General features: G+C 55.1%; 16 protein-coding genes. 7 read left to right on the top strand and 9 right to left on the bottom strand.

Going from position 1 to position 25,612, the window contains the following annotated elements; all coding sequences use genetic code 11:
* Positions 1-217 precede the first annotated feature (217 nt).
* Positions 218-802, bottom strand: a complete 585-nt coding sequence (locus SH248x_RS15280; protein WP_459555161.1) for an ACT domain-containing protein — start codon at positions 800-802, stop codon at positions 218-220.
* A gap of 321 nt (positions 803-1,123) precedes the next feature.
* Here SH248x_RS15280 and SH248x_RS15275 point away from each other — a divergent pair, with 321 nt between their 5' ends.
* Complete coding sequence (locus SH248x_RS15275; protein WP_459555160.1) at positions 1,124-2,659, top strand: AI-2E family transporter; 1,536 nt, start codon at positions 1,124-1,126, stop codon at positions 2,657-2,659.
* A complete protein-coding gene (locus tag SH248x_RS15270; RefSeq protein WP_459555159.1) occupies positions 2,656-4,023 on the top strand; it encodes a transcriptional regulator in 1,368 nt (455 codons plus the stop codon). Before SH248x_RS15275 ends, SH248x_RS15270 begins: the two co-directional genes overlap by 4 nt.
* Positions 4,024-4,148: 125 nt before the next feature.
* On the opposite strand, the gene SH248x_RS15265 is transcribed toward SH248x_RS15270, so the two are convergent.
* On the bottom strand, positions 4,149-5,081 hold the full coding sequence (locus tag SH248x_RS15265; protein WP_459555158.1) for a DUF3800 domain-containing protein: 933 nt from the start codon (positions 5,079-5,081) through the stop codon (positions 4,149-4,151).
* 132 nt (positions 5,082-5,213) lie between these two features.
* On the opposite strand from SH248x_RS15265, the gene argB reads away from it, so the two are divergent.
* Positions 5,214-6,113, top strand: coding sequence for an acetylglutamate kinase (gene argB, locus SH248x_RS15260; protein WP_459555157.1), 900 nt, complete (start codon positions 5,214-5,216; stop codon positions 6,111-6,113).
* Between the two features lie 98 nt (positions 6,114-6,211).
* On the opposite strand, the gene smc is transcribed toward argB, so the two are convergent.
* Together smc and SH248x_RS15250 are read right to left on the bottom strand one after the other, a co-directional pair.
* Entirely contained in the window at positions 6,212-9,916 is a 3,705-nt protein-coding gene (gene smc / locus SH248x_RS15255; protein ID WP_459555156.1) for a coiled-coil domain-containing protein, read from the bottom strand.
* 159 nt (positions 9,917-10,075) lie between these two features.
* Complete coding sequence (locus SH248x_RS15250) at positions 10,076-12,202, bottom strand: flagellar basal body P-ring protein FlgI (RefSeq protein ID WP_459555155.1); 2,127 nt, start codon at positions 12,200-12,202, stop codon at positions 10,076-10,078.
* A gap of 353 nt (positions 12,203-12,555) precedes the next feature.
* On the opposite strand from SH248x_RS15250, the gene lnt reads away from it, so the two are divergent.
* On the top strand, positions 12,556-14,547 hold the full coding sequence (lnt, locus tag SH248x_RS15245) for an apolipoprotein N-acyltransferase (protein ID WP_459555154.1): 1,992 nt from the start codon (positions 12,556-12,558) through the stop codon (positions 14,545-14,547).
* Between the two features lie 82 nt (positions 14,548-14,629).
* Positions 14,630-15,772 (top strand): A/G-specific adenine glycosylase, encoded by a 1,143-nt coding sequence (gene mutY / locus SH248x_RS15240; RefSeq protein ID WP_459555153.1) that lies wholly within the window; start codon positions 14,630-14,632, stop codon positions 15,770-15,772.
* On the opposite strand, the gene xseA is transcribed toward mutY, so the two are convergent.
* Positions 15,773-17,014 (bottom strand): exodeoxyribonuclease VII large subunit, encoded by a 1,242-nt coding sequence (gene xseA / locus SH248x_RS15235; RefSeq protein ID WP_459555152.1) that lies wholly within the window; start codon positions 17,012-17,014, stop codon positions 15,773-15,775.
* A gap of 212 nt (positions 17,015-17,226) precedes the next feature.
* On the opposite strand from xseA, the gene SH248x_RS15230 reads away from it, so the two are divergent.
* Complete coding sequence (locus SH248x_RS15230; protein WP_459555151.1) at positions 17,227-17,946, top strand: dioxygenase family protein; 720 nt, start codon at positions 17,227-17,229, stop codon at positions 17,944-17,946.
* Between the two features lie 122 nt (positions 17,947-18,068).
* Here the strand turns inward: SH248x_RS15230 and SH248x_RS15225 are convergent, their stop codons facing one another.
* The 3 genes from SH248x_RS15225 to glgB form a co-directional block, all read right to left on the bottom strand.
* The gene (locus SH248x_RS15225) at positions 18,069-19,034 is read right to left on the bottom strand and encodes a hypothetical protein (RefSeq protein WP_459555150.1); all 966 of its coding nucleotides are present in this window, start codon (positions 19,032-19,034) and stop codon (positions 18,069-18,071) included.
* Entirely contained in the window at positions 19,035-19,979 is a 945-nt protein-coding gene (locus SH248x_RS15220) for a hypothetical protein (protein ID WP_459555149.1), read from the bottom strand.
* 201 nt (positions 19,980-20,180) lie between these two features.
* Positions 20,181-22,166 carry a 1,4-alpha-glucan-branching protein gene (gene glgB, locus SH248x_RS15215; RefSeq protein ID WP_459555148.1) on the bottom strand — a complete coding sequence of 662 codons (1,986 nt, stop codon included), beginning with the start codon at positions 22,164-22,166 and terminating at the stop codon, positions 20,181-20,183.
* 381 nt (positions 22,167-22,547) lie between these two features.
* On the opposite strand from glgB, the gene SH248x_RS15210 reads away from it, so the two are divergent.
* A complete protein-coding gene (locus SH248x_RS15210) occupies positions 22,548-23,507 on the top strand; it encodes a cytochrome c-type biogenesis protein (protein WP_459555147.1) in 960 nt (319 codons plus the stop codon).
* 264 nt (positions 23,508-23,771) lie between these two features.
* Here SH248x_RS15210 and SH248x_RS15205 read toward each other — a convergent pair whose 3' ends face one another.
* A complete protein-coding gene (locus tag SH248x_RS15205; RefSeq protein WP_459555146.1) occupies positions 23,772-25,145 on the bottom strand; it encodes a Gfo/Idh/MocA family oxidoreductase in 1,374 nt (457 codons plus the stop codon).
* Positions 25,146-25,612: the final 467 nt, after the last annotated feature.

Raw genomic sequence — 25,612 nt, 5'->3', positions numbered from 1 at the left:
GGCAGTGACGAATGTCTGAAACAGTGTCGCTGGTTTCCCTGAGAGCACTGGCACAGCCAGTGGCACCCAGCGATGTGCCATGCTTGCGGCTTTGAGCAAGCATGTTCTGGACGCTCCAGTGTGAAACGAAGCAGCATGCTCACCCAAAGCTGTGATCATGGCACGACTTTTTTGACCGCGCTGGCATAAGCCGCATCCCAGGTAGGCATGTTCGGCATCAGCTGACGGGCTGGTAATGGAGGCCGTAGCCTGCAATGACTCCGGAATCCGGGATCATTTCCATTTTGGAGAACAGCTGCATGTGCAGGCCGTTGAGGAAGCCCCAGTCGTCTAAATCATGCTGAAGCTCAAAAGCTTTGATGAGAGTGGGGACATCGAGTTCGAGAGTAGCTTCGAAGTTGGTCGAGTCCTCGTTCTTGCGAGCTCTGAGGTCGAGAATATCGACGTTTTGGCCAGCTAGAAATGCGCAGATGCCACGCAGCAACCCCGGGGCGTCTTTTCCGCTCAGGTGCAGGAACATGCGTGTCGTGTCACGAGATTTTGGGGCCATGCTCTCGACGCGAGGAGCGAACGAGACTGACAGGCCGTAAGCCCGTCCCGCATCGGAGAGGTGCTGGATAATGACTTCCGGCTGACGATGATCAGGAAAATTAGCCGCGATGATCATAGTCAGATGTTCGTTAACAACTGTCTGGCTGGCTTCAAACATGTCTCCGCCGAGCTCTGCCAATGCTGTGGTGATCGCGGCAATGATTCCGGGTCGGTTCTGGGCGTGGAACATGAGGACGCAACGTTGTGGCATGAGGCGATTCCTGCTCAACCTACCGTCAGTTCCACGTCTTGAGAAATCGCGGTGATCTCGGACGATGCACTTGACGTAGTGAGTCTGTGTATGGGATGCTCGATCAGGTTTGGTGGGCCGCTGAACGTCGTGTCGGCTAGAGCGAAATCGTCGGTCTGATTGCCACTCAAAGAAGTGAGGTGAGGTGACTTGGAATGTGTCCTGAGCGGATGTGTCCTGAGCAACCAATCAAAAATCGCTCATGGATTGTAGGTCTCAGGCCAGATCAAGTCAATTTTGAGATTTGATCCTTCATCAAATCTTGGGGAATACAGAGAAATCATGTCATCACCAGTCCCGAACGATTACCAGCGAGCCTTTGTTTCTCAGGCGCCAGACAGCCTCGATTCCCGTAGTCTGACGGTGAGAATGGTGTCTCTGATCGTCCTCGGGATCCTTATCTTTACTCTCGGGTTGACATTCTTTCAGATCCTTTCCGCCTTCCTGCTCCCCATGTTTCTGGCGGGGATTCTGACGATCATCTGTCAGCCGATCTATGGATACTTTCTGCGACGCTTCAATAACAAACGCTACTGGGCCGCTGGCGTGACCACGACCGCCCTGGTTTCCATGATCATGATTCCGACGGTGGTTGGCATTCTTATCGGATCACTGCAGTTATACACACTCGCGACCCATCACCTTGATGCCGATAACTGGTCCCAGTCTGTCGACGAAGTGGCACAGCGGCTGAACATCCGCAAGGCGGCCGAATGGCTGCAGAAGACCTTCCCGGAGACAACATTCGATGAATTCATCGAAAGCCTCGACAAGGATGCTGAGCAGGTTATTGACGGTCAACCATCGAATACGGAAACAGGAGCCTCAACGACAGCCGATCCAGCTGCGGATGCAGAAGGTGTCGGTGTCGTCAACAATCCAAATGCGCCTGATGTGCCCAGTCCGCTCGAAAAATCGGAGACACAGTTCGAAGAGTTGGGAATGGCAGCTGGCAACTCTTCGAAACTGGGCATCGAAACGGCGACGACATCAGATGAGGTAACTCCGGACGAAAATCATCGCGATGGCAAAGGGATGATGCATCCCGTCGAGATTGAGATCCGCAAGCGCGAAGAAGAGATCCGTATGGGGCTGCAGAACTTCTTCGTTCAGATGGTACAAACGACGTTGACCCCTGGTAACGCGCTCTCGTCATTCAACATTCTCGCGTCCCTCAGCTGGTCGGCGATGGGAGTCGTGATCTTTATTATCGCGATTTACTACTTTCTGGCTGACGGTCCGGCACTGCTCAAGGCGTCCGAAGAAATGATTCCCGTCAACACGGAACACCAGCGTCGTCTTTATCAACAATTCGCGATCGCGGTGCGAGCCGTCATGACGTCCACCATGCTCGCAGCGGGCGGGCAGGGGATTGCAACGTCTGCGATGCTGTGGTTCCTGGGCTTCGGTCACTTCTTTCTTTACACCATCGTCTGCACCCTCGCGGCTTTGATTCCACTGGGTGGCATCTGGCTGGTGTGGTTTCCCTGTATGATCATTCTGTTCTGGGACGGCTCATACTTCTGGGGAACGGTCCTGTTTCTGTATGGGTTCTTCGTCGTCGGGACGATTGATAACGTCCTTCGCGCCTATATTCTGAACTCCGATGCCAAGCTGCATCCGCTGCTGGCATTCGTCACGATTCTGGGTGGCTTGCAGGCGATGGGGCTGTGGGGAGTGTTCATTGCACCGATCGTGGCTTCGGTCCTGCATGCCCTGGTGGTCATCTTCAACCAGGAACTGGCGGACCTCACGCGTGATCGCAATCTGCTGAAAGAATCGTCGCCGAATATCCCGATCCCGGATGCTCCCACATGACGAAGCGTGCCGCGAAGTCCGGCCTTCTCGTCTGGTTGATGGAAACAAGCCAGCCGATGTATCTGGTGGATGTGAAGCGTCGGATCCGATTCTTCAATCATGGATCGGAGAAGCTCTTCGGAGTGACTGCGGGGGATGTCCTCGGCAAACGGACGCCTTTCGCCGCCGGGCTGACGATGAGTGATGAATTCTCGACGGGGAATGAATCGCTGGAGAAACTGCTGTCACGCCTGTCACCTCCGCCTGAATGTTTCACGTCTGGGGATATCGCGACGCTGCCACTTGATGCAGGCAGCACGGTCATCCAGTTTCTGCCGCTGCGAGATCCCTCGGGCCAGATTGAAACCGTTCTGTGCTTCATCACGCCGACCGCTCATCAGCAGTCGGCGGGTGAGATCGCGAACTACTGGCATCGATTCCTGGCGCAAGAGCTCGCGAAAGAACCGGCGTCGACGATTCACCTGGTAGGACGATCGCCGCTGTGGCAGAAAGTGAAGCGACAAGCCGACGTTGCTGCTCGAACTCGCTGTCCGGCCTTCATCAGTGGGCCCGTCGGGACCGGCAAGTCGGCGCTGGCCCGGTTTATCGTGCAATCCTCACCCGATCGCGCGAGTCGTGAGGTGATCTCTTTTGACACGAAGGCAATTGCGGTCACCGCCTTCACCAATCACATCAAAACGATTCTCGAACGCCAGCAGCAGGGCGAATTCAAAAACGGCATCATTCTTCTCGATGATATCGAGGGGGTTCCCAGAGATGTTCAACTGAAACTGAGTGAACTCGCGACACACGGCACCTGGCTGATCGCGACCTCTCGTCAAGGTCTCGATGCACTTCGGCTGCAAAACCTGCTGACCCCCGAGTTTGACCTGCTGATTTCCAGTCTCGTTATTGAACTGCCGACGTTGCGCGAACGAGGTCCCGAGGATCTGGCGCTGCTCATGCAGATGTTTATCGCGGAGCAGAATCTCACTGTTGAAAAACAAGTCTCAGGATGGACCGAAGAGTTCCTGCTGGAAATGATTGAATACCAGTGGCCTGCCAATCTTGCGGAGCTTCGAGACGTCGTCGGACAGGCTCATCAGCAGGCCAGGGAAACGAAGTTGACGCTGGCTGACCTCCCGTTTCGTTTTCGGATGGGGAAAGATGCTCAGCAGCTTCGCGTCGAACAGGCATCACAAGACAAGCCATTCGAACCGCTCGATCTGGAGAAGCACCTGGAGCAGGTGGAACGACGCCTCATCGAACAGGCGATCGTCGCAGCCGGTGGGAACAAGACGCTCGCGGCGCAGTCGCTGGGGATGACGCGGGCGAAGTTTTACCGTCGGCTGGAGCAGCTCGGGGTGATGGAAGGCCATGGATGAAGATCAGCAAGAACAAGCTGCATGAAGCCGCCAAATCATGTTGACGGAAAGTAAATCTGACTATAGACTTAAATAGCCGGTGGAAGAAATTCGGCTCCACGCCGTGTAACTCATTCAGTTGAGTTCTATATCCCCGGCTCTCTTTTTGAGAATTCTTCAAAAGTGAGAGGACGTTTCCTGCTGTAGTACTCGCCGTACTCAGTCCTCCTCAAATCATCGATATCGTAGACAAGACTGACTTTATCGACGACGATGTCCCAGAACCTCGCTTCGTTCCTCTCAATCAATCGTTGTAAGCACCAGAGGAAATAGTCTGTGGCTTGAAGGCAAACTTCGACGTGTGGTTTTGATGGCACAACTTCGATCGGAGATTGAGAATCCGACGAGCGAGGGACACTTTCAGATGCGAACCGAAAGTTACGCCTTGCTTGTTCAAGTGACTTTTGAAATGCTGCCGTTCGGTCTGAAGAGCCTCGTGTCGCGAATACGATTCGATAAGAGCGATCTTTGTGCAATCTTTCTTTGAATAGCCGGCTGACACATCGGTCGTAAAGCTGGTTGGGATGATAGCGGTATGCAGAATTCTTCTTGTTATGTTCGAGAACAAGCTTTGAAATTCTGAGCTTGTCTCGAATGACGGCAAAGAACTTCAAGTCGTGAGTCATGAGGACTTTAAGCACTTCTCTCCGAACTTCCGGCAAGTCGTCTTTTGCATGAAAATAGAGAGCAGTTTTACCCGCTGCCGGCTGCATTGATGGCACGTTCTTGAAATAAGGATCGCTCAAGAGTGATTGTCGGAGTTCAATGAGATCCTTTGAGAGAGAAGTAGGGGAAGTCACTTCGAGCAGTCCAACGGAAAAGAATCGAGATGCTCCCTCAGATCCGACGATGATGTTCTTCTTCCGATTGAAGATATTTGGGTCACCTGCTTCATCAACAAAATAGTATTTTGTCTTTCCGGATTCGTCTTCACTCACAGTTCGTTTCCAATAGCGCTGAGAGAGTGTACCTCTTAAAACTATATACATCAGTTGTGAGTAAATGAGCAACGTTAACACTGTCAGCCACCATCGCTTTCGAAATTTTCCCGGCCTGTCTCCGTTTGGTTTAGCTTTCTTCGCAGTTTTGGTATTCCTATGGTTTGCCTTCGCGACATCACAGCTGATCACGAGAACGTTTGAAAGTCATCCATGCCGTCGAACAATCCGAAAATCCAGGAAGCGATCCAAAAAGCAGACGTTCTGGTCGATGCGCTGGAGTACATTCGTCGGTTTCGTGATCGTCACATCGTCATCAAACTGGGTGGGTCTGCGCTGGAAGAGCCGGAAGCGGTCCGAGAGTTTCTGACGGATGTGATCTTCCTGGAATCGGTCGGGATGAAGCCGATCATTGTGCATGGCGGCGGGAAGTCGATCAGCCGGGCGATGAAGGATGCCGGGATCGAGCCCCGTTTCGTGCAGGGTCGACGCTTTACCGACGAATCGACGATGAACATCGTCGGCGATGTTCTGGCCGGGGAGATCTGCGAAGCGGTCGTGCAGGAGATTCAGGCCCAGGGGGGGCGAGCGGTCGGGTTGAACTTCAAGTCGCAGAACATTCTGATCGCTGAAAAGCTGATGCTCGATGACGAAGCCTCAGGTGAGAAAATCGATCTGGGACAAGTGGGCCATGTCGTTGATATTCAGCGTGATATCCTGCTGGCGATGTGTCGCGCGGATACCATTCCGGTCTTGCCATCGGTCGCGAAGGATCGTGACGGCAAACTGATGAACGTCAATGCGGATACCGCGGCGGCTGCCGTCGCGCGACTTATTCATGCTGAGAAGCTGGTCTTCGTCAGCGATGTGCCGGGAATCTGCATGGATCGACATGACCCTTCAACGCTGATCTCACATCTCGATGCAGCCAAATGCCGCGAGCTGATGAAGACGGGTGTGATCGACGCGGGGATGATTCCAAAGGTCGAAGCTGCAATTGATGCGCTCAAAGCAGGGGTCAAGAAGATCCACCTGATCGACGCCCGTATCCCGCATGCCTTGCTGTTGGAGATTTATTCGACCGAGGGGATCGGGACAGAGATTGTGCTGTAATAGGAGTTGTGTGCCACGGCTGTGTCAGCCGTGCCGAGTTCACGTTTTGCGATTAAGTGAAGAGCACGGCCGACACGGCCGTGGCACACCGGAAATAATCACGCTGCTTTGCTTTCGCGGATTTCGCCGTTGTCGTTGACCTGATCCAGCTTAACGGAGAGGCGTTTACTCACGCCAGCGGTTTCCATGGTGACGCCGTAGATCGAGTCGGCGACGGTCATGCTGCGTTTGCGGTGGGTGATCATGACGAACTGGGTTTGTTGTTTGAAGGTCGCCAGAACGTTGATGTAGCGGTCGATGTTGGCTTCATCCAAGGCAGCGTCGACCTCATCGAGAATACAGAACGGGCTGGGCTTGTTCTTGAAGAGTGCGAACAGCAACCCGACAGCGGTCAGTGTTTTTTCGCCTCCCGATAAGAGTGACAATGACCGCAACTCTTTGCCTGGCGGACGCGCGGTGATGTCGATGCCGCATTCCAGAGGGTCGTTCGGGTCTTCCAGGATGATGTCTCCTTCGCCGCCGCCGAAGAGTTGGCGGAAGAGGATCTGGAACTGGCCGCGGACACTCTCGTAAGTTTCGATGAAGAGGCGTTTGCTCTCGACGTTGATTTTGCGAATGATGTCTTCGAGGGTGAACTTGGCTTCGTTGAGGTCGGCCAATTGGAGGGACATTTCTTTGAAGCGGCCTTCAAGTTCCTGCAGGTCTTTGAGGCTGTCGGTGTTGACGGAGCCGATCATCTTGAGTTTGCGGCGCAGGCGTTCGACGCGTTCAAAGAGCTCGGTACGGACAGCTTCATAGTTCCAGTTCTGCTCGATCTCTTCGAGCATGCCTTCATCGAGTTGCTCAGAGTCGACATCGGCTGACCCCGGAAGCGAGATGCCGCGTTCCTGCAGATACAGCTGATAAGAAGACGCCCGCGTCTCGGCGACGTCCTGCAGCGTCATCTGGTACTCTTCCTGCATTTTTTCGGCGAGGTTTTCGAGAGTCCGCTGATGATCGCGCGTCGTCTGGTCGAGGGTGTAACGCTGCTCCTGGAGACCTCTTAGCGTGCCACGCAGCTGCTGATCCTGCTGATGGAGAATGCCGCGGCGTGATTCGACACGAATCTTCTCGGCCGACTTCTTCTCATAGTCACCTGCGAGACGACATTCGTTGCCGATGAGTTCATCGAGTTTGGCGCGTGTGTTGAGGACAACGAGATCGCTCTTCTCAATCCGCTGACCTGTCTGTTCGAGGCGTCGGTGGGCTTCCTGCAGGTGACCTTGTCGCTGGACGGCTTCTTCGTCGAGACGTTCAATCGTCTGCACGAGTGCACGCAAACGCTCAGAGCTTTGTACGGTCGACAGCTGAAGCTCGGCCAGTTCCTCGCTGATGACGCGGACCTGTTTGTGATGGGCGATGACGTTCTGCTCGATGCGGGCATGCTCGGTCTGAACGTCTTCCAGTGCCATTCGCAGGTTGGTGATTTCTTCGTCGGTCGTGACCATATCGGTTTCGAGGCCGCCGACGTGCGTTTCCAGACGCAGCAGGTCGTTCTCGACGCGGGCACGTTCCTCTTCGAGTCGCCCACATTCGCGCTGTTGAGTCTGCAATTCGACCTGATGCTGATTGAGCTCATTCGTCTGTGCGAGTGACTCCTGACGGACACGCTGTTCTTCGGTGGAGATCTCTTTGAGCTGACGAATGATCTCGACGGCTTCGATCTGAGCTGACTTGAGAAACTCTTCGCATTCGATGGTCTGACGACGGATCTGCATCAGCTCACTGCGACGCGAGATGACCGACTGTTCGGGCTGAACGGCTCCAAGATAAGCCACTCCGCCGCGATCAATGAGCTCGCCCTGCAGCGTCACGAAACGTCCCATGCCACGGGTGCCGCGAGAGAGTTCGCGTGCGATCTGCAGGTTTTCGACAACCCAGGTATCGCCCAGGACCCGCTCGGCGAGTTCGCTCCCCGGCAGGCTGACGGAGGTGACCAGTTGATCGGCCCGAGAGATCACGCCAGGAAACTCTGAGAAATCTGGCAGCCCGTTCCAGGCCGGTGTCCCGACAAGATCGAGAAACCCGATCCGCTCCGACAAGTCCGGCTGATGATCAATCAGGTGATCAACAAGTCCGACAACGTCACTCGTGACGATCCAGTGAGCCCGTTCCGCGAGCGCAACTTCGACGACCGCCGCATGGAGAAAATCGATCTCCATCATGTCGGCGACGAGACCTTTGATCGTGTTCCAGGGAGCCGTCGAAACCGTGCGGGCACGTTTCAGAATTTCCTTGAGCCCGACAGCCAGCCCCGCCTGCTTGGACTCCAACTCGGAGAGGACGAGCGATCTGGCTTCGAGGCCTGACTTTTTCTCGCGTGCCTGACCTTCCTGTTCCTGCAGTTCCTTCTGGCGTTCGACCAGTCGAGATCGCTTCTCGGCGAGCTCAGCCAGAGAGCGCTGCTGGACTTTCTGAGCGGCACTCAAATCATCGAAACGCGAGAGCAACTGCTGCTCGCGAGCATGTGCGTCTTCGAGGACCTCTTTGAGATCCGTCAGCTGCTGTTGATTGCGTTTGATCGCAGAGCGTACGGTTTCCTGCTTGGCAGCCAGAACCGAGCGTTGTTGTGTCAGTTGGCTGATACGAAGTTCCGACGCCTGGATGCTGCGAGTCAGTTCGATCTTCTGCTTCTCAAGTCGATCCGCCTCGGCTTTGAGTTCGCCCAGTTCCGTTCGCTTGGTGGTCTCTGCGGCTTTTTGAGTTTCTGTCAGTTCCTGCAGTTCGGCGTGACGTGCTTTCTCCTGCTCCAGACGCGCGGCCATCTCGGCGTGACGCTTGAGGAGAAGTTGTCGCTGATAGCGTAAACGCCCCTGATCATCAATCGTTTCGACATGACGCTGTGCTTCGTAGCGCATCGTCGCCTGTTGTTCGACGATCGATTCACGCACTGCAGAGAGTTGTCGCGAGACAAACTGAACGTCGCGATCCTTCTGCATCAACTGATCGTTCAGGCCTGCCAGTTCCGTCTCGACGGCTTCTGCTTTCGCCTGCGTGGCTTCGAGATCCTTCGCGAGGACAGCATCCTTCTCCTGGCAGTCTTGAATGATTTCTGAGGCAAACTGAAATTCGTCAGCCGCATAACCCAGCCACCAGGTTTTCAGTTCGGTGTAGGCTTCGTGGTACTTGGCCGCTTTGGCGGCGTGTGTGCGTGTCGAATTCAGTCGGGCTTCGACTTCATCGACGATGTCCTGCAGACGCGCGAGGTTGAGGTTAACCCGCTCGAGCTTCTTTTCTGCTTCCTGCTTGCGTGCCTTATAGCGACTGATCCCGGCTGCTTCTTCGATGAACTGACGACGCGACAGCGAGTTCCCCTGCAGGATCTGACCGACGCGTCCCTGTTCGATAATGTTGTACGCAGACAGTCCTGCTCCGGTCCCCATGAGCAGGTCGCGGACATCTTTTAAGCGGACGCTGGTGTTGTTGATCAGATATTCGGAATCGCCGCCACGGTAAAGTCGACGGCCGATCTGAACTTCACTGGCTTCGAGTGGCAGCAGGTTGTTCGTGTTGTCAAACGAGATGATGGCTTCTGCGTAACCTGACGGGCGAGCGGACTTCGAGCCGTTGAAGATGACGTCGGTCATCTCGCTGCCGCGGAGACTCTTGGGGCTTTGATCTCCGAGAATCCACTTAATTGCATCAACGACGTTACTCTTCCCCGACCCGTTCGGGCCGACGACGCAGGTGATCCCTGTGTCGAACTCAAAACGCGTTCGCTCAGCGAAGCTTTTGAATCCAAAGAGTTCGAGGGCTTTTAACATGGGACAGGAAGGGCTTAGGGATTGGGGCTTAGGGCTTAGCCGGAGGGAAAATGGCGGAAGTAATCATTGGTTTTGACATCACGCAAACGAACCCCGGAGGGGGGGTGATCCGGGGTCGTTCGCGATGGAAGTGAGGCTCAACGAAGCGGGAAAAGTCTCCTACTTAGAAGAGTCAGACGTTGGTTCTGATTGGGATGGTGGTCCAGACGTCCCGGTCAGGATCGAACGAGCCTTGCCCCAAGTCGTGCTGCTGCTACTGCTGCTCGACTTGCTGCTCTTGCTCTCTTTCGACTCCGACTTTTCGTCATCGACAGGTCGCTCTTCAAATTTCGGTTTGGTGCTGACTCCCTGGAGGAATGACTTCTTGGCGAAGCCTGGAGTCTGGTCTTCTTCCTCTTCTTTTTCTTTTTCGGATCTGTCCGAATTGATGCCAAGCAATGGTTCGCTGGCCAGAGGTTTGGTGGAGTTTTCGTCGAGGACGCCCTTCTGGAACATGTTGGGCGTATTGTGGAGGTGGCCAACTGCTCTTGTCGGGCTGATGTTGTTGGAATCGATAAACGGGCCACTTTGTTTTGGACGCTCATACAGACGCCCCGCCAAAGGCAGCTCATCAATCCCAATACGAGCTTCCAGATTGTGTTGACGATCAGCCTGAGCCAGCATCAACGCCACGTCGGGGAATGTCGCTCCGAGTTCGATCACCGTACGAATCACATCGTCCAGGCGAGTCGAGACTTTTCGCGTCTGACTTTGCTCTCCGACATGGTGACGACTGATCGTGATGACCTGTTCGGAAGCTCCGCCTGAGATGAGGATGTCTTTGCCTGCACGAATCGCAACGGGAGTAATCAGCTTCTGCTCTGCTCCGAACAACACCACTTCGGGTTTCAGAATAGTCGTCAGGTGAACCATTGGTTCGCCCTTGGTATCCAGAACGTGGAGCTTGAACTGATCATTCATCTGTTCGCCGCGAATAAACGGATCGCGTTCATCAATGACTGTCATGGCGCGGAAGGCACCGAAGCGAGTTTCCTTACTTGGCTCATCGAGCAGACGTCGCAGTGCGAGCATCGCTTCTGCATCCTTCGTCACCGCCATCGCAGCCAGGGCATAAACGCGGAACGCGGGCTCATCTTTGGCAGCTTCGTAAAGAACGTCGACACCCTTGGTATCGCCCAAATACGCCAGCGAAATCGCGGCATAGAAGCGACATTCCAGTGTCGGAGCCTTTAAGCCTTCATACAGAATCGATTTGGTCTTCTCGCCGATGGCTTCCAGTTGGATACAGGCATGTTCGGCTTTGTCGGGATTGTGAAGATCTTCCTTGAGACGCTCCATACGGACGCGCTGCTCAACTTCAGTTTCTTTGAAAGCGATGTTCTGGATCACGCGCCAATAGCGGCCGTAGTCTTCTTTATACGACTTGTGGATATTCAGGACGATCTTTTTATCGGTCTTGGCTTCTGCCAGCGGGACTCGGTGACCGTGTTCGTTGTAGTCATAGAATCGAGTTCCAATCCGTTCCGCGATCCGTTCCGAGTTACGACCGATGCGAAAGTCGCTGTTGAGAAACAAAGACATATCGCGGTCTTTGATGTTGGTTGCACCCCCCACGATTTTTCCCACGACAAGTTCTGGATGAAGCTGTCCGTCATTCGGATTGACTCCAGGAGCATCCAGCCCGACCAGAATCGGTCCTTGTGCTCTCGCGACGGTTTTACCTTCCAGGACCTTCTCATCGGAGACCATCATCTTTTCGACAAGGTCACATTCCATCAGCCACCCGCCGTTGAGACTGCGTGCTTCTGAACCCGGTGGCAGTTTGACTTCGACATCAAACTGATCTCCTTTTTTCGCCAGCACGGGCTGATAGGCCCGGACAATCACGAGTGCCGTCGAAGGCGACTGGAGAATGGCGTTTGGATTTGGGACACCACGTCGTCGCATATCTTCCAGCAGCCGAGTCCGCTCATAACTTGCCGGGTGATCGCCACCCGTATTCGGCAGGCCGGTGATCAGCCCGATCCCTTCCAGGACAACGACGTTCGTTCCCGAGACGTTCGTATGGTCGCCAATCATCGGGGGCTCATAGACATCGAGCTGTTCGTCGGTGCGGAACTGGTCATCATTTCCGACTTCGTTGATGAACTTTGTTTTGGGTTTCATCATTGACGAAATCGAACCCAGGCCAAGCGACGTACAGCCGCTCGGTAATGCCAGCAAGGTGATCGCAGTCAGACTTGCCGTAACCGTCAGGAGACTTCGGATCAGAGGTGTTCGGGCCATGAGGCAGGCTCCACGATTCCGTTTGAGGAGGGAGTCGACACCCGGGGAGGGGATCGACTGGGTGGAATCGTCTGGGGGGAAGTGAACGAGAAGTGAGGTGAGGAGGGGGTTGCGTGCAAAATCGATCAGTGAAAATCGATCTCGCGACACAAGCGGCGCAAACTACGACACCAGCCTGACATCGTCAAGAGGCCTCAACGAGACTTGCCCGTTGTTGTAAACCTTACCCACGTTCAAACTTGCACTGCGGCAAATCCGCCTATCCAAAAACGCAGCAACGGTTTACCATAACCTCGTCGCTACTTTTTCAGTCAAAACCGACTTTTATCACCGCCATTAAGCAGGTCTCACGGATGACACCAGCTTCGACCGAGACATCGACCTCCTCGCCGCTGACAGCCACTCCCTCTGAAGTCTCGTCGCCTCCGCCGCGACGTGCTCTCTTCCGTGTTGATCCCGGACAAAGCTCTCCTGCTATGAGTTCACCTGTTGAATCCCCCGTCGCCTCAGACAATCTTTCGTCAACAGCAACGACGACACCCACTCCGGAAATCAGTCGTCTCATTCGCAATGCCCGGACTGCACCCGCGACGTTTCTAGCGGCGCTGGCCTGCACGTCAGCATCGGGGCTGGCATTGTATGCCTGCTTCTTTCCGTTGAACCTCGGGTTCCTTGCCTGGGTGGCGCTGGTTCCGATGTTGATGCTCGTCCGCATTCCTCGCCCGACGCGTGGAATGTACACAGCATCTTTCCTGGGCGGCCTCGCATTTTTCGTCCCCGCGCTGCAATGGATGCGACTCGGGGACATCAGCATGTACATTGCCTGGGGAGCGCTGTCGTTTTACTGCGCCCTCTATTTCCCGCTGTTCCTGCGACTATGTCGAGTCAGCGTGCATCGACTCAAGCTGCCGCTGGTCGTCGCCGCGCCGGTGATCTGGACAGGGTTCGAATTCCTCCGCTCGCATCTTATGACTGGCTTCTCGTGGTACTTCCTGGCCCATACTCAGTACCAGTGGCTGCCGATGATTCAGATCGCGGATCTTTTCGGGACGTATGCCATCTCGTTTGTCATCGTCGCGATGAATGTCGCGCTGCTGACACTCGTTCCATCACGTCTTTACCGACGTCTGGGGCTGCTCTCCATCAACGATCAATCACTCGATGCTCCCTCGTTCACGCCACACGTTTATCCTCTGCGGTCGTTTGTCTTCGCCGCGACGGTTTTCTGTCTGACCTATCTCTATGGAACGATCCGCCTGTCTCACGAAGCCTTTCCCGTCGGTCCGAGACTGGCATTGATTCAAGGGGACTTTGTCGCCTCGATGGCTCCTGACAACAATCACCAGGAAGTGCTCTTCACCTATGAAGACCTGACGTCTCAATCGGTTCAGCATCAGCCCGATGTCATCATCTGGCCGGAGGCGATGTTCCGCTTCCCGCTGTTCGATCGCAATGGCATCAGCGACGAAAACACGCTTCGCAGCATCGCGCCCTTCGTGCAGACCGAGTACTGGTCCGACCCCCGCACCAAAGACCACCTCAAGGAAATCGCTGACCGTACAGGAGCCGCTTCGATCATCGGCATCACGACCTATCAAGCCGAGAAAGACCGACTCGATTCCTACAACTCCGCGGTCTTCATCAAGCCAGAAGAAGGCGTTCAGGCACGTTACGACAAGATTCACCTCGTCCCCTTCGGCGAGTACCTGCCTCTCTACCAGCAGATCCCTTTCCTCGAAAAGCTGACCCCCATCGCTGCCGATATGGGCTTGGATTCAGGCAAAGTCGCTACGTCGTTCAACTATGAAGGCTATCGTTATTCACCGGTCATCTGCTTTGAAGACTCGGTCCCTCATCTGGTCCGCGACGTCGTCAGCGCGACTCGACTTCCAGAGGACAAACTAACCCAAAGCGATGTTACCTATCGACGCGATGTCGATTGCCTCGTCAACCTCTCCAATGATGGCTGGTTCCACGGCAGCAGCGAACACGATCAACACCTGATCACCGCCCTGTTCCGCTGTGTCGAGAACCGCGTCCCTCTCGCACGGGCTGCCAATATGGGGATCTCGGCTTTCATAGATGGCGATGGTCACATCATCGAGCCGGAAGTGTTCATTGACGGCGATTTCGAATCGGAAGGTCCCCTGCGAAATTCCATGCGAGACTCTTCGGGACGTTTTCACCGCCAGCTCAATGCAGCCCTGGTCACACCGATTCCTCTCGATCCGCGCAGCAGTTTTTACACCACCTGGGGCGACTGGTTCTCCCAGCTTTGCCTGATCGCCACGGGCGTCGTCTTCATTCTCGCGCTGACGCCTCGATTCCAGCCCGCTTCCATTTGATCAGGCTGTTTCGAGCCCGAGCGTCAGAAGTTCATGCCCCGCGTCGTTGCTGCTCGGGGTGCAATGGCATACGATTCACCTCATGATCCTCCCCGACAAAGCCGCCTTCAAACGCTCTCTTCTTGCCTGGTATTCAAAGCACGCCCGACCGCTTCCATGGCGTGCCTCTCATGATCCTTACCGCATCTGGATCAGCGAGATCATGCTGCAGCAGACAACGGTCGCTGCCGTCATTCCTTACTTCGAACGCTTTCTCACGACGTTCCCCGATGTCGCCTCGCTGGCCGCCTCTGACGAACAGGACGTCCTCCGTCTTTGGGAAGGTCTGGGCTATTACTCGCGCGCTCGCAATCTCCGGAAAGCCGCTCAGGCGATCATGACGCAGTACGAGGGAGACTTCCCTCAGAACGTCGACGCCCTCCAGTCTCTCCCCGGCATCGGCCGGTACACAGCGGGCGCAATCGCCTCTTTTGCGTTCAACCTCTCTGCCCCGATCGTCGAAGCCAATACCCAGCGTCTGTACGCTCGCCTGGCTGGCTACGAACACGATCTCAAGACGTCCGCTTCGCAAAAGTTTCTCTGGCAGTTCGCAGAAGCCATCGTTCCGACGAAAGACGCCGGCCTCTTCAATCAGGCGGTCATGGAACTCGGCAGCCGGATCTGTCGTCCTGTTGAACCATCCTGTGAAACGTGTCCTGTCTCCAAACACTGCGAAGCATTCAAACAGGGAAAGCAAGCTTCTATCCCTGTCCTTCCCGCTCGCCAGAAAGCCACCGAGATCGCACAGGCTTACGTCGTCATCGAACACAATGGCAACGTCCTCATGCAGCAATACGCTCCAAGCCAGCGCTGGGCAGGACTCTGGGACTTCGTGCGCATTGATCTCGACGAAGAATCTTCACTGCGATTGAAATCCATCAAGACCGCCACCAGACGCCCGGGCTTATTCCCACTCGAACCACTCACCGAATCTGAGATCGCATCGATCGAATCGCAACTCCAAGAGCAAACCGGCCTGCCTTGTCGCTTGTCAAAAACGCTCGCGATCTCCCGTCAATCCGTCACCCGTTATCGCATCACCCTCGTCTGCCTCGAAGCAAACATCGATTCCCGCAAACATTCCCCCAGCGATCAGTACACCTGGAAAACCTGGGAGCAGATCACTCATCTCCCTCTCTCAGTCATGGGACGTGAACTCCTCACGATCTGCCAGACGCGATCATGATCACTCTCGCGCATCGATCGATTCCACACTGGTCACTGTGGAGCGAATGACGCCGTTCTGAACGCGCGTCTGAAGTGGCTGGCCTTGTTCGATATCGTCGATCGTCGAGACAAGATGACCATCATTGGTTGTCGTTAAGCTGTACCCACGGGCAAGGGTCTTGAGGGGGCTGAGGTGCTCCAGTTGAGTCGCGAGAGTAGCGACGTGATGTTGCGAAGTTTGCAGACGAGACTTGTAGGCGCGCAACAGGCGGGCTTCCCAGTCATCCACACGTTCCGCGAGTTCCTTGATCCGACTCGTCGGGTGAGTCAGGCAGCGACGCGACGCAAGCGCATCCAGGGCCGCTCGCGCACGATGGGCGCGGGTTCGCAGGGCATTGGCGAGTTGAGAACGGGCCCCTTCGAGCAGCATCAGGAGATCATCGTATTTCGGCGTGACAATCTCAGCAGCCTCACTCGGCGTCAGAGCACGTCGGTCCGCCACGAGATCCGCGATCGTCACGTCGATTTCGTGACCGACCGCCGAGATGACCGGGATCGGCGATTCAAAAATCGCCTTCGCAACGGGCTCTTCGTTGAAACAGAAGAGGTCTTCCAGTGACCCACCGCCACGCCCCGTGATGATGATGTCGACGTCCGGAATGTGAGCCGCTGCTCGAATGCCCGCTGCGATGTGGTGACTGGCACCGTCGCCTTGAACGGGGACAGGAACGATGACGAGATTCAGCTTCGGCCAGCGTCTCGTCATGACCTGCAGCATGTCCCGCACCGCGGCTCCCGTCGGACTGGTGACCAGCGCAATGCGACGAGGCAGAAAGGGGAGGGGGCGTTTTCGCTCGGTATCGAAATAACCCAGACGAGACAGCTTCTCGTGCAGTTGACGAAACGCCAGTTCCAGCGGGCCGAGCCCCTGAGGGATCATCTGCTCACAAGTGATCTGGTACGTGCCACGGGCTTCGTAAATGCCCACCGGCCCGACGACGACAACTTCCAGCCCGTCGTGAATATCAAATCTGAGGCGGTCCGCTTTCGTTTTCCACATGACCGCCCGAATCTGGCTGCGATCATCCTTCAACGTAAAGTAGCAGTGCCCCGATGAAGCCCTCGAAAAATTCGAGATCTCCCCGACAACGGCAACGTCGGAAAAATTCGACTCAATCAGCTCCTTGAGCTCGACCGTCAGCTGAGTAACAGAAATAGGTTCCATCAGGCCGTTATACATTCCCAGAACGAGATTGACCATTCCACGGAACCGGTTGCCACAAGCGGTGTTTCTTGTAGGGTCCGCTGTGCGGACCATCAATCACCTCACATTGCCCGACCCGCGATGATCTTGCATGTAAATCAACTCGTCGCCCCGTCGCACGAAAACCGCACATTGACGCCCCGCACGGCGGACCCTACAAATCATTCATGTTCGCATTCTCTTCGCCCATCTCATCGAGAGCCCAGCCCATGTCCAATCTCTATCTCCCACGTCGCCAGTTCCTCACCTCCACGGCTGCCCTCGCTGCAGCGGCCTGGTGGACAACTCCCGGCGCGTTCGCTGAAGAATTGACCAAGACAGCCCGCACCACCGAAGGCCCGTTTTATCCCGATCATCTGCCTCTCGATACCGACAACGATCTGATTCTCCTCAACGACAACATCACCCCCTCCCTCGGCCAGATCACCCACCTGACCGGTAAAGTCCTGACGGCGTCGGGCGAACCGGTGCGAAATGCGTATGTCGAAATCTGGCAGTGCGACCACAACGGCCACTACATTCACACCGCCAATAACTTCGGCGAAGAAGACAAAAACTTCCAGGGCTATGGCCGTTTCCTGACCAATGCGAAAGGCGAGTACTACTTCCGCACGATCAAGCCAGTCCCGTATCCCGGACGCACGCCCCACATCCACATCGCCGTCAACAAAAACGGCAAGCGCCTGCTGACCTCGCAGATCTTCATCAACGGCGAAAAACAAAACGACAAAGACGGCGTCTACCGACAAATCGGCGATGAGACACTCAAGAAGTCCGTCGTCGCAGACTTCATCGCCATCCCCGAATCCCGTCTCAACGAACTCGCTGCCAACTTCGATATCATCCTCGGCGTCACAGCCATCGAACTCGAAGGCATCGAAGGTCACGGCCTCGGCAAACCAGAGCGCCTGATGAATCGTCGTGGTTAAAAAGCAGATAACAATAAGATGATTTACCACAGAGACACGGAGGACACAGAGAGAATAAAAAGATTCGTTTCTCTTCTTAAACTCCGTGCCCTCCGTGTCTCTGTGGTGAAACCTGCTTTCTCTTACTCCACCATCACCTTCTTCAGCATCTCAAACCAGACAACGTGATGTTCTCTCAGCAAGTCGCGTCGTCGGTTGAGTTCAGCGACCGCGTCCGCGAGGACGGTCGCCTTCTCGTCATCCGTCAGCATGCGATCGGCTGGCGGGTACTCGAATTCACAAGTGCAGTGGATGACGTCGACGTTGGGGACGCTCCGAAAGCCGGAGAGCATCGGATCGTCGGAATCCAGCAGTTTGCGGATCCGCTCTTCCAGTTCGTCGAGCGTGTAGAGTGACGTCTCCAGGAACTTCTCTTGATTGAGAAACCGATACGAATGCGCGGCCCAGTTCAACTCATGCGACGTTCGCCCGGATGAGACCGGAACGTCCTCGTAAAAGTCATCGACACTGGCGACGAGGCGATAATGGATACCATCGAAATCGACGAGCGTTTGCCAGAAACCGATTTCGTAGAACTCCAGCGAGCCCTTCAATTTCGTCTCATGATCCTCAAACGTGAGTCGACGAATCGCAGGAACATCAGACAGCACGCAGAGGATTTCGAATCGTTCATCCTCTGACCGACATTCCGCATGCAGAGACTTGCGTGGATAACGCAAATCAAGCGTATGCGTACAAAACCGCTGCTGCTCCGTCGACTTGAAAATCCTCGGCTCCGGTGGCGCACTCCAGATCCGATAGTGTGCATCCCGAGCCGCTTCCTCAACTCCACTCCATGAATCCGACCGCTCAGGATAACGCCGAGTCAATTCGTCTACCCAGCGCGTAACCTGCTCATCATGAGGCTTCCCAAACTGATCCGCATTCTGCGAATCATCACCGAAGATCTCCGTGACAACCTCGTTGGTAACCTTCAATTCCGATTCGCTATAACACGACCGCCATCGCCAGGCGTAAAGCAAACCACCCGCGACCATGAAGACCATCACCGCCGTCCCACTTGCCACGATCACCCGTCGCGAGAACATCTACTCCACCTCGATTCGAATTTTCTGCAGCGTCTCGAACCAGACTTTACCATGCTCTTTTACTAATGTTCGTCGTCTGGCCAGTTCCATTGTGACATCTGAAAGAATCTCTGCCTTTTCTTTTGATGTTAACTGCCGATTTGCAGGACCATACTCTTTGTCACACGAGCATGCATTCACATCGACAACAGGCACCAGCTTCCGAGATGTCGAAGTTGGTTCGTCAGAATCAATGTACTTGATAATTGCCGCTTCCAGTTCGTTAAGAGATTTCAATCCGTTAGCGACAAGTTCGTCTGCCGTGGTTATTGCGTCATAAACTGGATCAGGTAGTCGGGAGACTGTCACGTTCATTCCGTAGTGCGTTTCTCCGAAATGATGTTCTGAACTCCATGAGTATAGATCTTTCAGCACGAGGCGGTCATCACTAGATTTTTTCCCGGTCTCGTCAATCAAGAAGAAACTCGTGCGAACGAAGTCAGTGTTATGCCATGTGGAATATGCGAGCATTCGGCAATCATTTGAGATTGCCATAGATTCAAGGCTTGGAGAACCATAGAAGTATGAGATCTGATGCAAGTGGATTCCGGGGATAGGTTCCTCAACCTCTGGTCGTAGAAAATACGATAGCTTCTCTGGATGCTCCGAGAAGATGCGACAGCTTTCTCCATCTCGTTCCACGACGGACAATGAATTCCACGAATCGTGTTCGGGTGCGTAATGTCTGGCAATCGCGTCTGACCAGCGCTGAAGCTTGTCCCGATCTTCCTTGCTCTTCTTACTCCAAGAGAACTTTTCATGATCAATGCGAGGTTGGGAATGAATCGCCCATAACTGGTTGCCATAATGCCGACAATAACTCCACCGTAACCCATACGCGGTCGGCACCGACGCCAGCACGACAAGCACAATCGTAAACCCAGTGACCAACGCCGTCCGTGACATGGCTTATTCTCTTTCTGACTTGAGTGAAACTTCTTTCACTCTATCACAACGAAAACGAAACTGTCAGGCGACGTCACTAAAAAGCGATGAGACTTCCTCTCTCAACACTTACACATGCCCTGCTTGCAGCCACAAGCACGGCGCATCTCTTCCGACTCGGTGGCCTCTATGTTCTCTGTGTCAAATCCCTCCGCAGTCGCCTTACCCCTCATACCGCAGGAACACCAGCCCCAGCGGCGGGATCGTCAGATCGAGTGACTGAGCCCGGCCGTGCATCGATTCTTCGACGGTATGAATTGCCCCGCCGTTGCCGACGTTGGTCCCGCCGTAGATCGAAGCATCGGAGTTGAGGATCTCTTTGTAGGTTCCCGGGAAGGGGACGCCGACCAGATACCCTTCGCGCGGGTTAGGCGTGAAGTTGAAGACGCAGATGATGGTCTGCTTCTGGTCTTTCGAGAAGCGACAGAACGCGAAGACCGAATTCTCGTAGTCATCCGCCTGGATCCAGGAAAACCCTTCGTCGCGGAAGTCGACTTCGTGCAGAGCAGGGTGCGACGAATAGATCTTATTCAGATCCGCCACGAACCGACGGATGCCATCGTGATGATGCTGGCCGATGAGGGCCCAGTCGAGTTCTTCATCGTGGTTCCACTCATGCCACTGGGCGATCTCGCCGCCCATGAACAGCATCAGCTTGCCAGGCTGGGCGTACTGATAGCCATACAGCAGTCGCAGATTGGCAAACTGCTGCCAGTAATCGCCCGGCATCTGCGAGATGAGAGACCGCTTGCCGTGGACGACTTCATCGTGCGAGAGAGGCAGCATGAAGTTTTCTGTGAACGCATAGATCATGCGGAACGACAGATCGTTTTGATGGTGACGTCGATAAATCGGATCGAGGTGCATGTAACGCAGCGTGTCGTTCATCCATCCCATGTCCCACTTCAGCGAGAAGCCCAGCCCGCCGTCATAGACGGGGCGCGAGACTCCGCCCCAGGCAGTCGACTCTTCCGCGATCGTCAAAATGCCCGGAAACTCGGCATGCAGCATCGTGTTCATGTCTTTGAAAAACTGGATCGCTTCCAGGTTCTCACGACCGCCGAACTGGTTAGGAATCCATTCGCCTTCGTTGCGCGAGTAATCGAGGTAAAGCATCGAGGCAACCGCATCCACGCGCAGGCCATCAATGTGGTACTGGTCGAACCAGAATCTCGCAGACGACAGCAGGAAGTTTTTCACCTCGTTCCGGCCGTAGTTAAAGATGAAGGTGTTCCAGTCCGGGTGGAAACCTTGGCGCGGGTCCGCGTGTTCGTAGAGGGCCGTCCCATCGAAGCGTCCCAGGGCATGGGCATCCGTCGGGAAGTGGGCTGGCACCCAGTCGACGAAGACGCCGATATTGTTCTGGTGACAGTGGTCGACGAAGTACTGGAAGTCATCGGGCGTTCCAAAGCGACTCGTCGGCGCGAAGTACCCGATCGTCTGATAGCCCCAACTCCCATCGAACGGGTGCTCCGTGATCGGCATCAGCTGCAGGTGGGTGTAACCCATGTCTTTGACATAGTCGACGAGGTCATGCGCGAGCTCGCGATAGTTGTAATACTTTCGCCCATCGCTGGGACGCTTCCACGAGGCAAGGTGAACTTCGTACGCAGAGACCGGCGCTTCAAGCCAGTTCGTCTCCGGACGACGATTCATCCAGCTGTCGTCTTTCCATTTGTAGTTGCCAAGCTGATAAACGATCGAGGCCGACTTCGGCGGCTTCTCAAAGTAAAACGCGTACGGGTCCGCTTTTTCGATGAGGTGTTGATTCTGCGTGCGGATCGAATACTTGTACGCCATCCCCGGCTTCACGCCCGGATAAAAGCCCGACCAGATCCCCGCGTTCGAACCATGCAGATAAAATGCGCTATGCTTCCAGCCATTGATGTCACACAGGACACAGACTTCGCGGGCGTTGGGAGCCCAGACCGCAAAGCGAGTTCCTTCAATGTTTTGTTCGATCGTGTAGTGAGCGCCCAGAAAGTCATACATGGTGCAGTGCATCCCTCTCGACATGGCGAGTTGATTTGGCGGCGATGAGAGCGGGGGACGAGCCCCCTGGCCAGCGTGATCCGAGCTTGAGTCGGTTGTCGCGTTCTTTGGTGTCGGTATGTTGTTCGGCTTCGGTGTCGGTACTGTGCTCGTCATGGTGTTCTGTCCTCTGCTCGATACAGTCGGCCTCGAGCACCGTACTCCATCCAATGTCACTTCAACACAAAGTATCCCACCTAGAAGACCAGACGGCCTGACCATCTGCAATTCTTCGCGTAACTTTGTGCCCTGGATGACCTTTTAGTGAATCTCGGCGAATCCTCAGGGACGCAACGATTGTCCCGTCTGGGTTTGGTTCATCGTAGCAATTGACTTGACTGTTCACAAATTGGTTTGATTCTCATTCAACAGAAGGCAGAATCATTTAACGTGGGATGCGTAACCCATTTGCAGGCTTATTGTTAAGTATTCTGTAGCTTCCCTGTTTTTTGCAACCACCCTAACCGTCTCAACCAGACCCGACCAGCGAAGTCAAACATGCCTGATTCGTGGAGAACATGGATGCTCTGGGCAGGACCACCCGTCCTGCTCTACGGCAGCTACGTTGTCTCCATGGGCTCCCATCTGCCCGCGCGGGAAGCCGTCGGGCCGTCTCATATCTATCTTCTTTCCGAAGACCAGCAGGCCGACCTCCAAGCAATCCTCAACGACCCGAAGCCCGACCCGCTGAGCGTCGCCTGCGTTCACAAAGCTTACGAGTACCGCGAAAAAGTCACCTCGAACTTCCGAACCCTCGTCGCCAGCCCCTTCGTCATCACCGGCGACGTCCCGATCGAACGCCTCCGTTCGCTTCACGAGGAAGTCATCCTCCCCGCCGCCGAGGCAATGTGGCTGACCTATTTCCATCAGCGTCCCGATCAGCCGATCGTGATTGTCCTGACCTCCAGCGAGAAGACGTTCCAGGACCTCGCCTGGGCCTGGGATAAGCGGCGCCCACGTGGCTATTATGGCTATTATCTGCGTGACCAGCATCGCATGGTCGTCAACCTCTCAACAGGCTCGGGGACTCTGACGCACGAACTGACGCACGCCCTCTCGCAAGCCGACTGCCAGAACCTCCCGGAGTGGTTCGACGAAGGCCTCGCCTCGCTGCACGAACACTGCGAAATCGACGAAACCGGCCGCCTCATCGGTCTCTCCAACTGGCGCACCCGTCTCCTGAAAGACATCGTCACCCGCACCGGCAAACTGCCCATCTCCTTCGTAGACCTGACCCGCACCGGCATCCCCCGCGACGCCGACCAGCAACTCCAATACGCCCTCTCCCGCACCCTCTGCCTGTGGTTGCAACAACAGGGCACGCTGAACTCGTACTACAAAGCCCTCAAGCAAAACCAGAACCCTTTCGCCGCCCTCTTGGAAACAACTCATTCCCCCACACCCGCCGACCTGGAAAAGGCCTTCACCTACGCCCTCACCACCGGCCAGCTGGATTGAGCGACGAAAGGCACGTCGACATTACCCGGGTTCTTCGTAGGGTGCCGGTGAGGCTTTGCGAACCGCACCAAATGTGCTTTCAAAGTTCTAATAGCGAATGAGAACACATTTGGTGCGGTTCGAAGACTCACCAGCACCCTACATTTCTCTCAAGACTGAAGTTAAATAACTGACTCAGAGAGAATTCGCACGTGACACGTCGAAACGAAAAAAGCCCCGCGATTTCTCGCGAGGCTTTCGTTGTGATCGTCAATCGATGTCGTCTTAATAAGGCTTGAAGACCCCTGGGACAGCGATTGGGTAATGGCCATCGGCGCCAGGATTGGTTGGCATCTTGGCATCCCAGGCGAATTCCTGTGGCATGATCGTGATTTCGGATGCCAGGGCATCTTTCATCTTGACCAGAACGCCCGAGTAGGTCGCCAGGCGTCCGAGGATCGAGGTCATCGTGCTCCAGGCACCGCGGTCTGACTCGTTATGGTCTTTGCCTTCACGAATCGCGGCGAAGAGAACATCGTGCTCGGTCTGGTAAGGATCGTTCTTCAGATTGCGGTCCGCACGATACTTCTCGCCAGCGTAGGTTTCCAGGCTGTGAGCCCCGGAGACCGAAGCGCGACCCTTGGTCCCGATGGCGTACTCAGAAACTGAGTTCCAGCAGTTGGGGATGTGTCGACATTGAGAGAACATCTTGCTGCCGTCGTCGAAGGTGTATTCGACAGCGTGGTGGTCGTAGATTTCGCCATAACGGGCATCGGTGCGGACCTGGCGTCCCCCCATACCGACTGCTTCGACGGGGTACTTCTCTCCCTTGAGCCAGCAGCCGACATCCAGGTTGTGAATGTGCTGCTCGACGATGTGATCGCCGCAGGCCCAGGTGTAGTAGTACCAGTTGCGGAGTTGGTATTCCATTTCCGACTTACACTGCTCGCGGGTCTTGCGAGGTTCCCAGACGCCGTTGTTGTTCCAGTAGACGTGAGACGCGACGATATCACCGATCTGACCATCAAGGATGCGTTGCATCAGGTCGAGATAGCCCAGCTCGTGGTGACGCTGCAGACCGATCCCGATCTTGAGGTTCTTCTCTTTCGAGACGCGGGCGGCTTCCATGAACTTGCGAACGCCAGCAGCATCGGTCGCGACTGGTTTTTCGCAGAAGATGTGCTTACCAGCGTTGACGGCGTATTCGTAGTGCATCGGGCGGAAACCAGGAGGAGTCGCCAGGATGACCAGATCGACACCCGGGTGATCGATGACCTTCTTATAAGCATCGAAACCAGAGTACATCGACTCTTTGGTGACAGTCACTGTGGAAGTGTCTTTTCCAGCGATGCTGCGTTGAATCTGCTTCAGCGAGCCATCGAGCGAGTCTTCAAAGACATCGCCAATCGCGACGAGTTCGACTTTGCCAGTCGTCTTCAAAGCCTGAGCAGCAGCACCAGTCCCGCGACCGCCGCAGCCCACCAGGCCAATGCGAATCGTATCGTCGCCTTTGGTATACGAATTGGCCGCGAACGAAGAGTTGGCGAATCCGTTGAGAAGCGAAGTTCCCGCGGCTGCGACTGCAGTCGTCTTCAGGAAGTCGCGGCGACCATTGGAGGAAGATGGAGCAGGATTAGAAGACGATGGGGCGTTGGACATCGCGAATCTCCGAGAGAAGGTTGAGGCAAGCAGTGGTCGAATCGGTGGGCAGGTGAAGTCAATGATCCGTGCCAAAGAACCCAGGCACGGTGCCCAGGGGGCGAGCGCATCCCCTAAGCGAACTGAAGCCAGCTCATGAAATCGAGTGACTGCAGATCTTCACCGGCAAAGGTTCAAGATCAACATAGGTTGATCTATTGGCTACCGAAAGGCAAGTGTTGACCCAAGTTTTTGTCAAATTTGGGAAAGGAACTCAATACCAGATTAAAAGTTGTGTCAGAACAAGCAATCAAGGTATCGGAGGCAAGTCCCTCATACATCGTGCCATGCTTGCAGCTTTGGGCAAGCATGTTCTGTGAAGTCGCTGAGAGTTCCGCCGCCACATCCGTTGTCGGCATGCTCACCCAAAGCTGTGAGCATGGCACGGGTTTCTTAATCACAATGGCACATCGAAAAAAGAAAAGAGT

The sequence above is a fragment of the Lacunimicrobium album genome (assembly GCF_052161635.1).
GTDB lineage: Bacteria > Planctomycetota > Planctomycetia > Planctomycetales > Planctomycetaceae > SXPC01.
Note: the sequence above shows the minus strand (reverse complement) of the source record. Positions and strands in the feature narration are given on the sequence as shown.

Coding starts and splice junctions, on each gene's coding strand:
- smc (WP_459555156.1), bottom strand. CDS start 9,916: ATGTTAAAAGCCCTCGAACTCTTTGGATTCAAAAGCTTCGCTGAGCGA.
- xseA (WP_459555152.1), bottom strand. CDS start 17,014: ATGGTCAATCTCGTTCTGGGAATGTATAACGGCCTGATGGAACCTATT.
- SH248x_RS15210 (WP_459555147.1), top strand. CDS start 22,548: ATGCCTGATTCGTGGAGAACATGGATGCTCTGGGCAGGACCACCCGTC.
- SH248x_RS15220 (WP_459555149.1), bottom strand. CDS start 19,979: ATGTCACGGACGGCGTTGGTCACTGGGTTTACGATTGTGCTTGTCGTG.
- SH248x_RS15205 (WP_459555146.1), bottom strand. CDS start 25,145: ATGTCCAACGCCCCATCGTCTTCTAATCCTGCTCCATCTTCCTCCAAT.
- mutY (WP_459555153.1), top strand. CDS start 14,630: ATGATCCTCCCCGACAAAGCCGCCTTCAAACGCTCTCTTCTTGCCTGG.
- SH248x_RS15275 (WP_459555160.1), top strand. CDS start 1,124: ATGTCATCACCAGTCCCGAACGATTACCAGCGAGCCTTTGTTTCTCAG.
- SH248x_RS15230 (WP_459555151.1), top strand. CDS start 17,227: ATGTCCAATCTCTATCTCCCACGTCGCCAGTTCCTCACCTCCACGGCT.
- SH248x_RS15225 (WP_459555150.1), bottom strand. CDS start 19,034: ATGTTCTCGCGACGGGTGATCGTGGCAAGTGGGACGGCGGTGATGGTC.
- argB (WP_459555157.1), top strand. CDS start 5,214: ATGCCGTCGAACAATCCGAAAATCCAGGAAGCGATCCAAAAAGCAGAC.
- SH248x_RS15280 (WP_459555161.1), bottom strand. CDS start 802: ATGCCACAACGTTGCGTCCTCATGTTCCACGCCCAGAACCGACCCGGA.
- lnt (WP_459555154.1), top strand. CDS start 12,556: ATGACACCAGCTTCGACCGAGACATCGACCTCCTCGCCGCTGACAGCC.
- SH248x_RS15270 (WP_459555159.1), top strand. CDS start 2,656: ATGACGAAGCGTGCCGCGAAGTCCGGCCTTCTCGTCTGGTTGATGGAA.
- SH248x_RS15250 (WP_459555155.1), bottom strand. CDS start 12,202: ATGGCCCGAACACCTCTGATCCGAAGTCTCCTGACGGTTACGGCAAGT.
- glgB (WP_459555148.1), bottom strand. CDS start 22,166: ATGACGAGCACAGTACCGACACCGAAGCCGAACAACATACCGACACCA.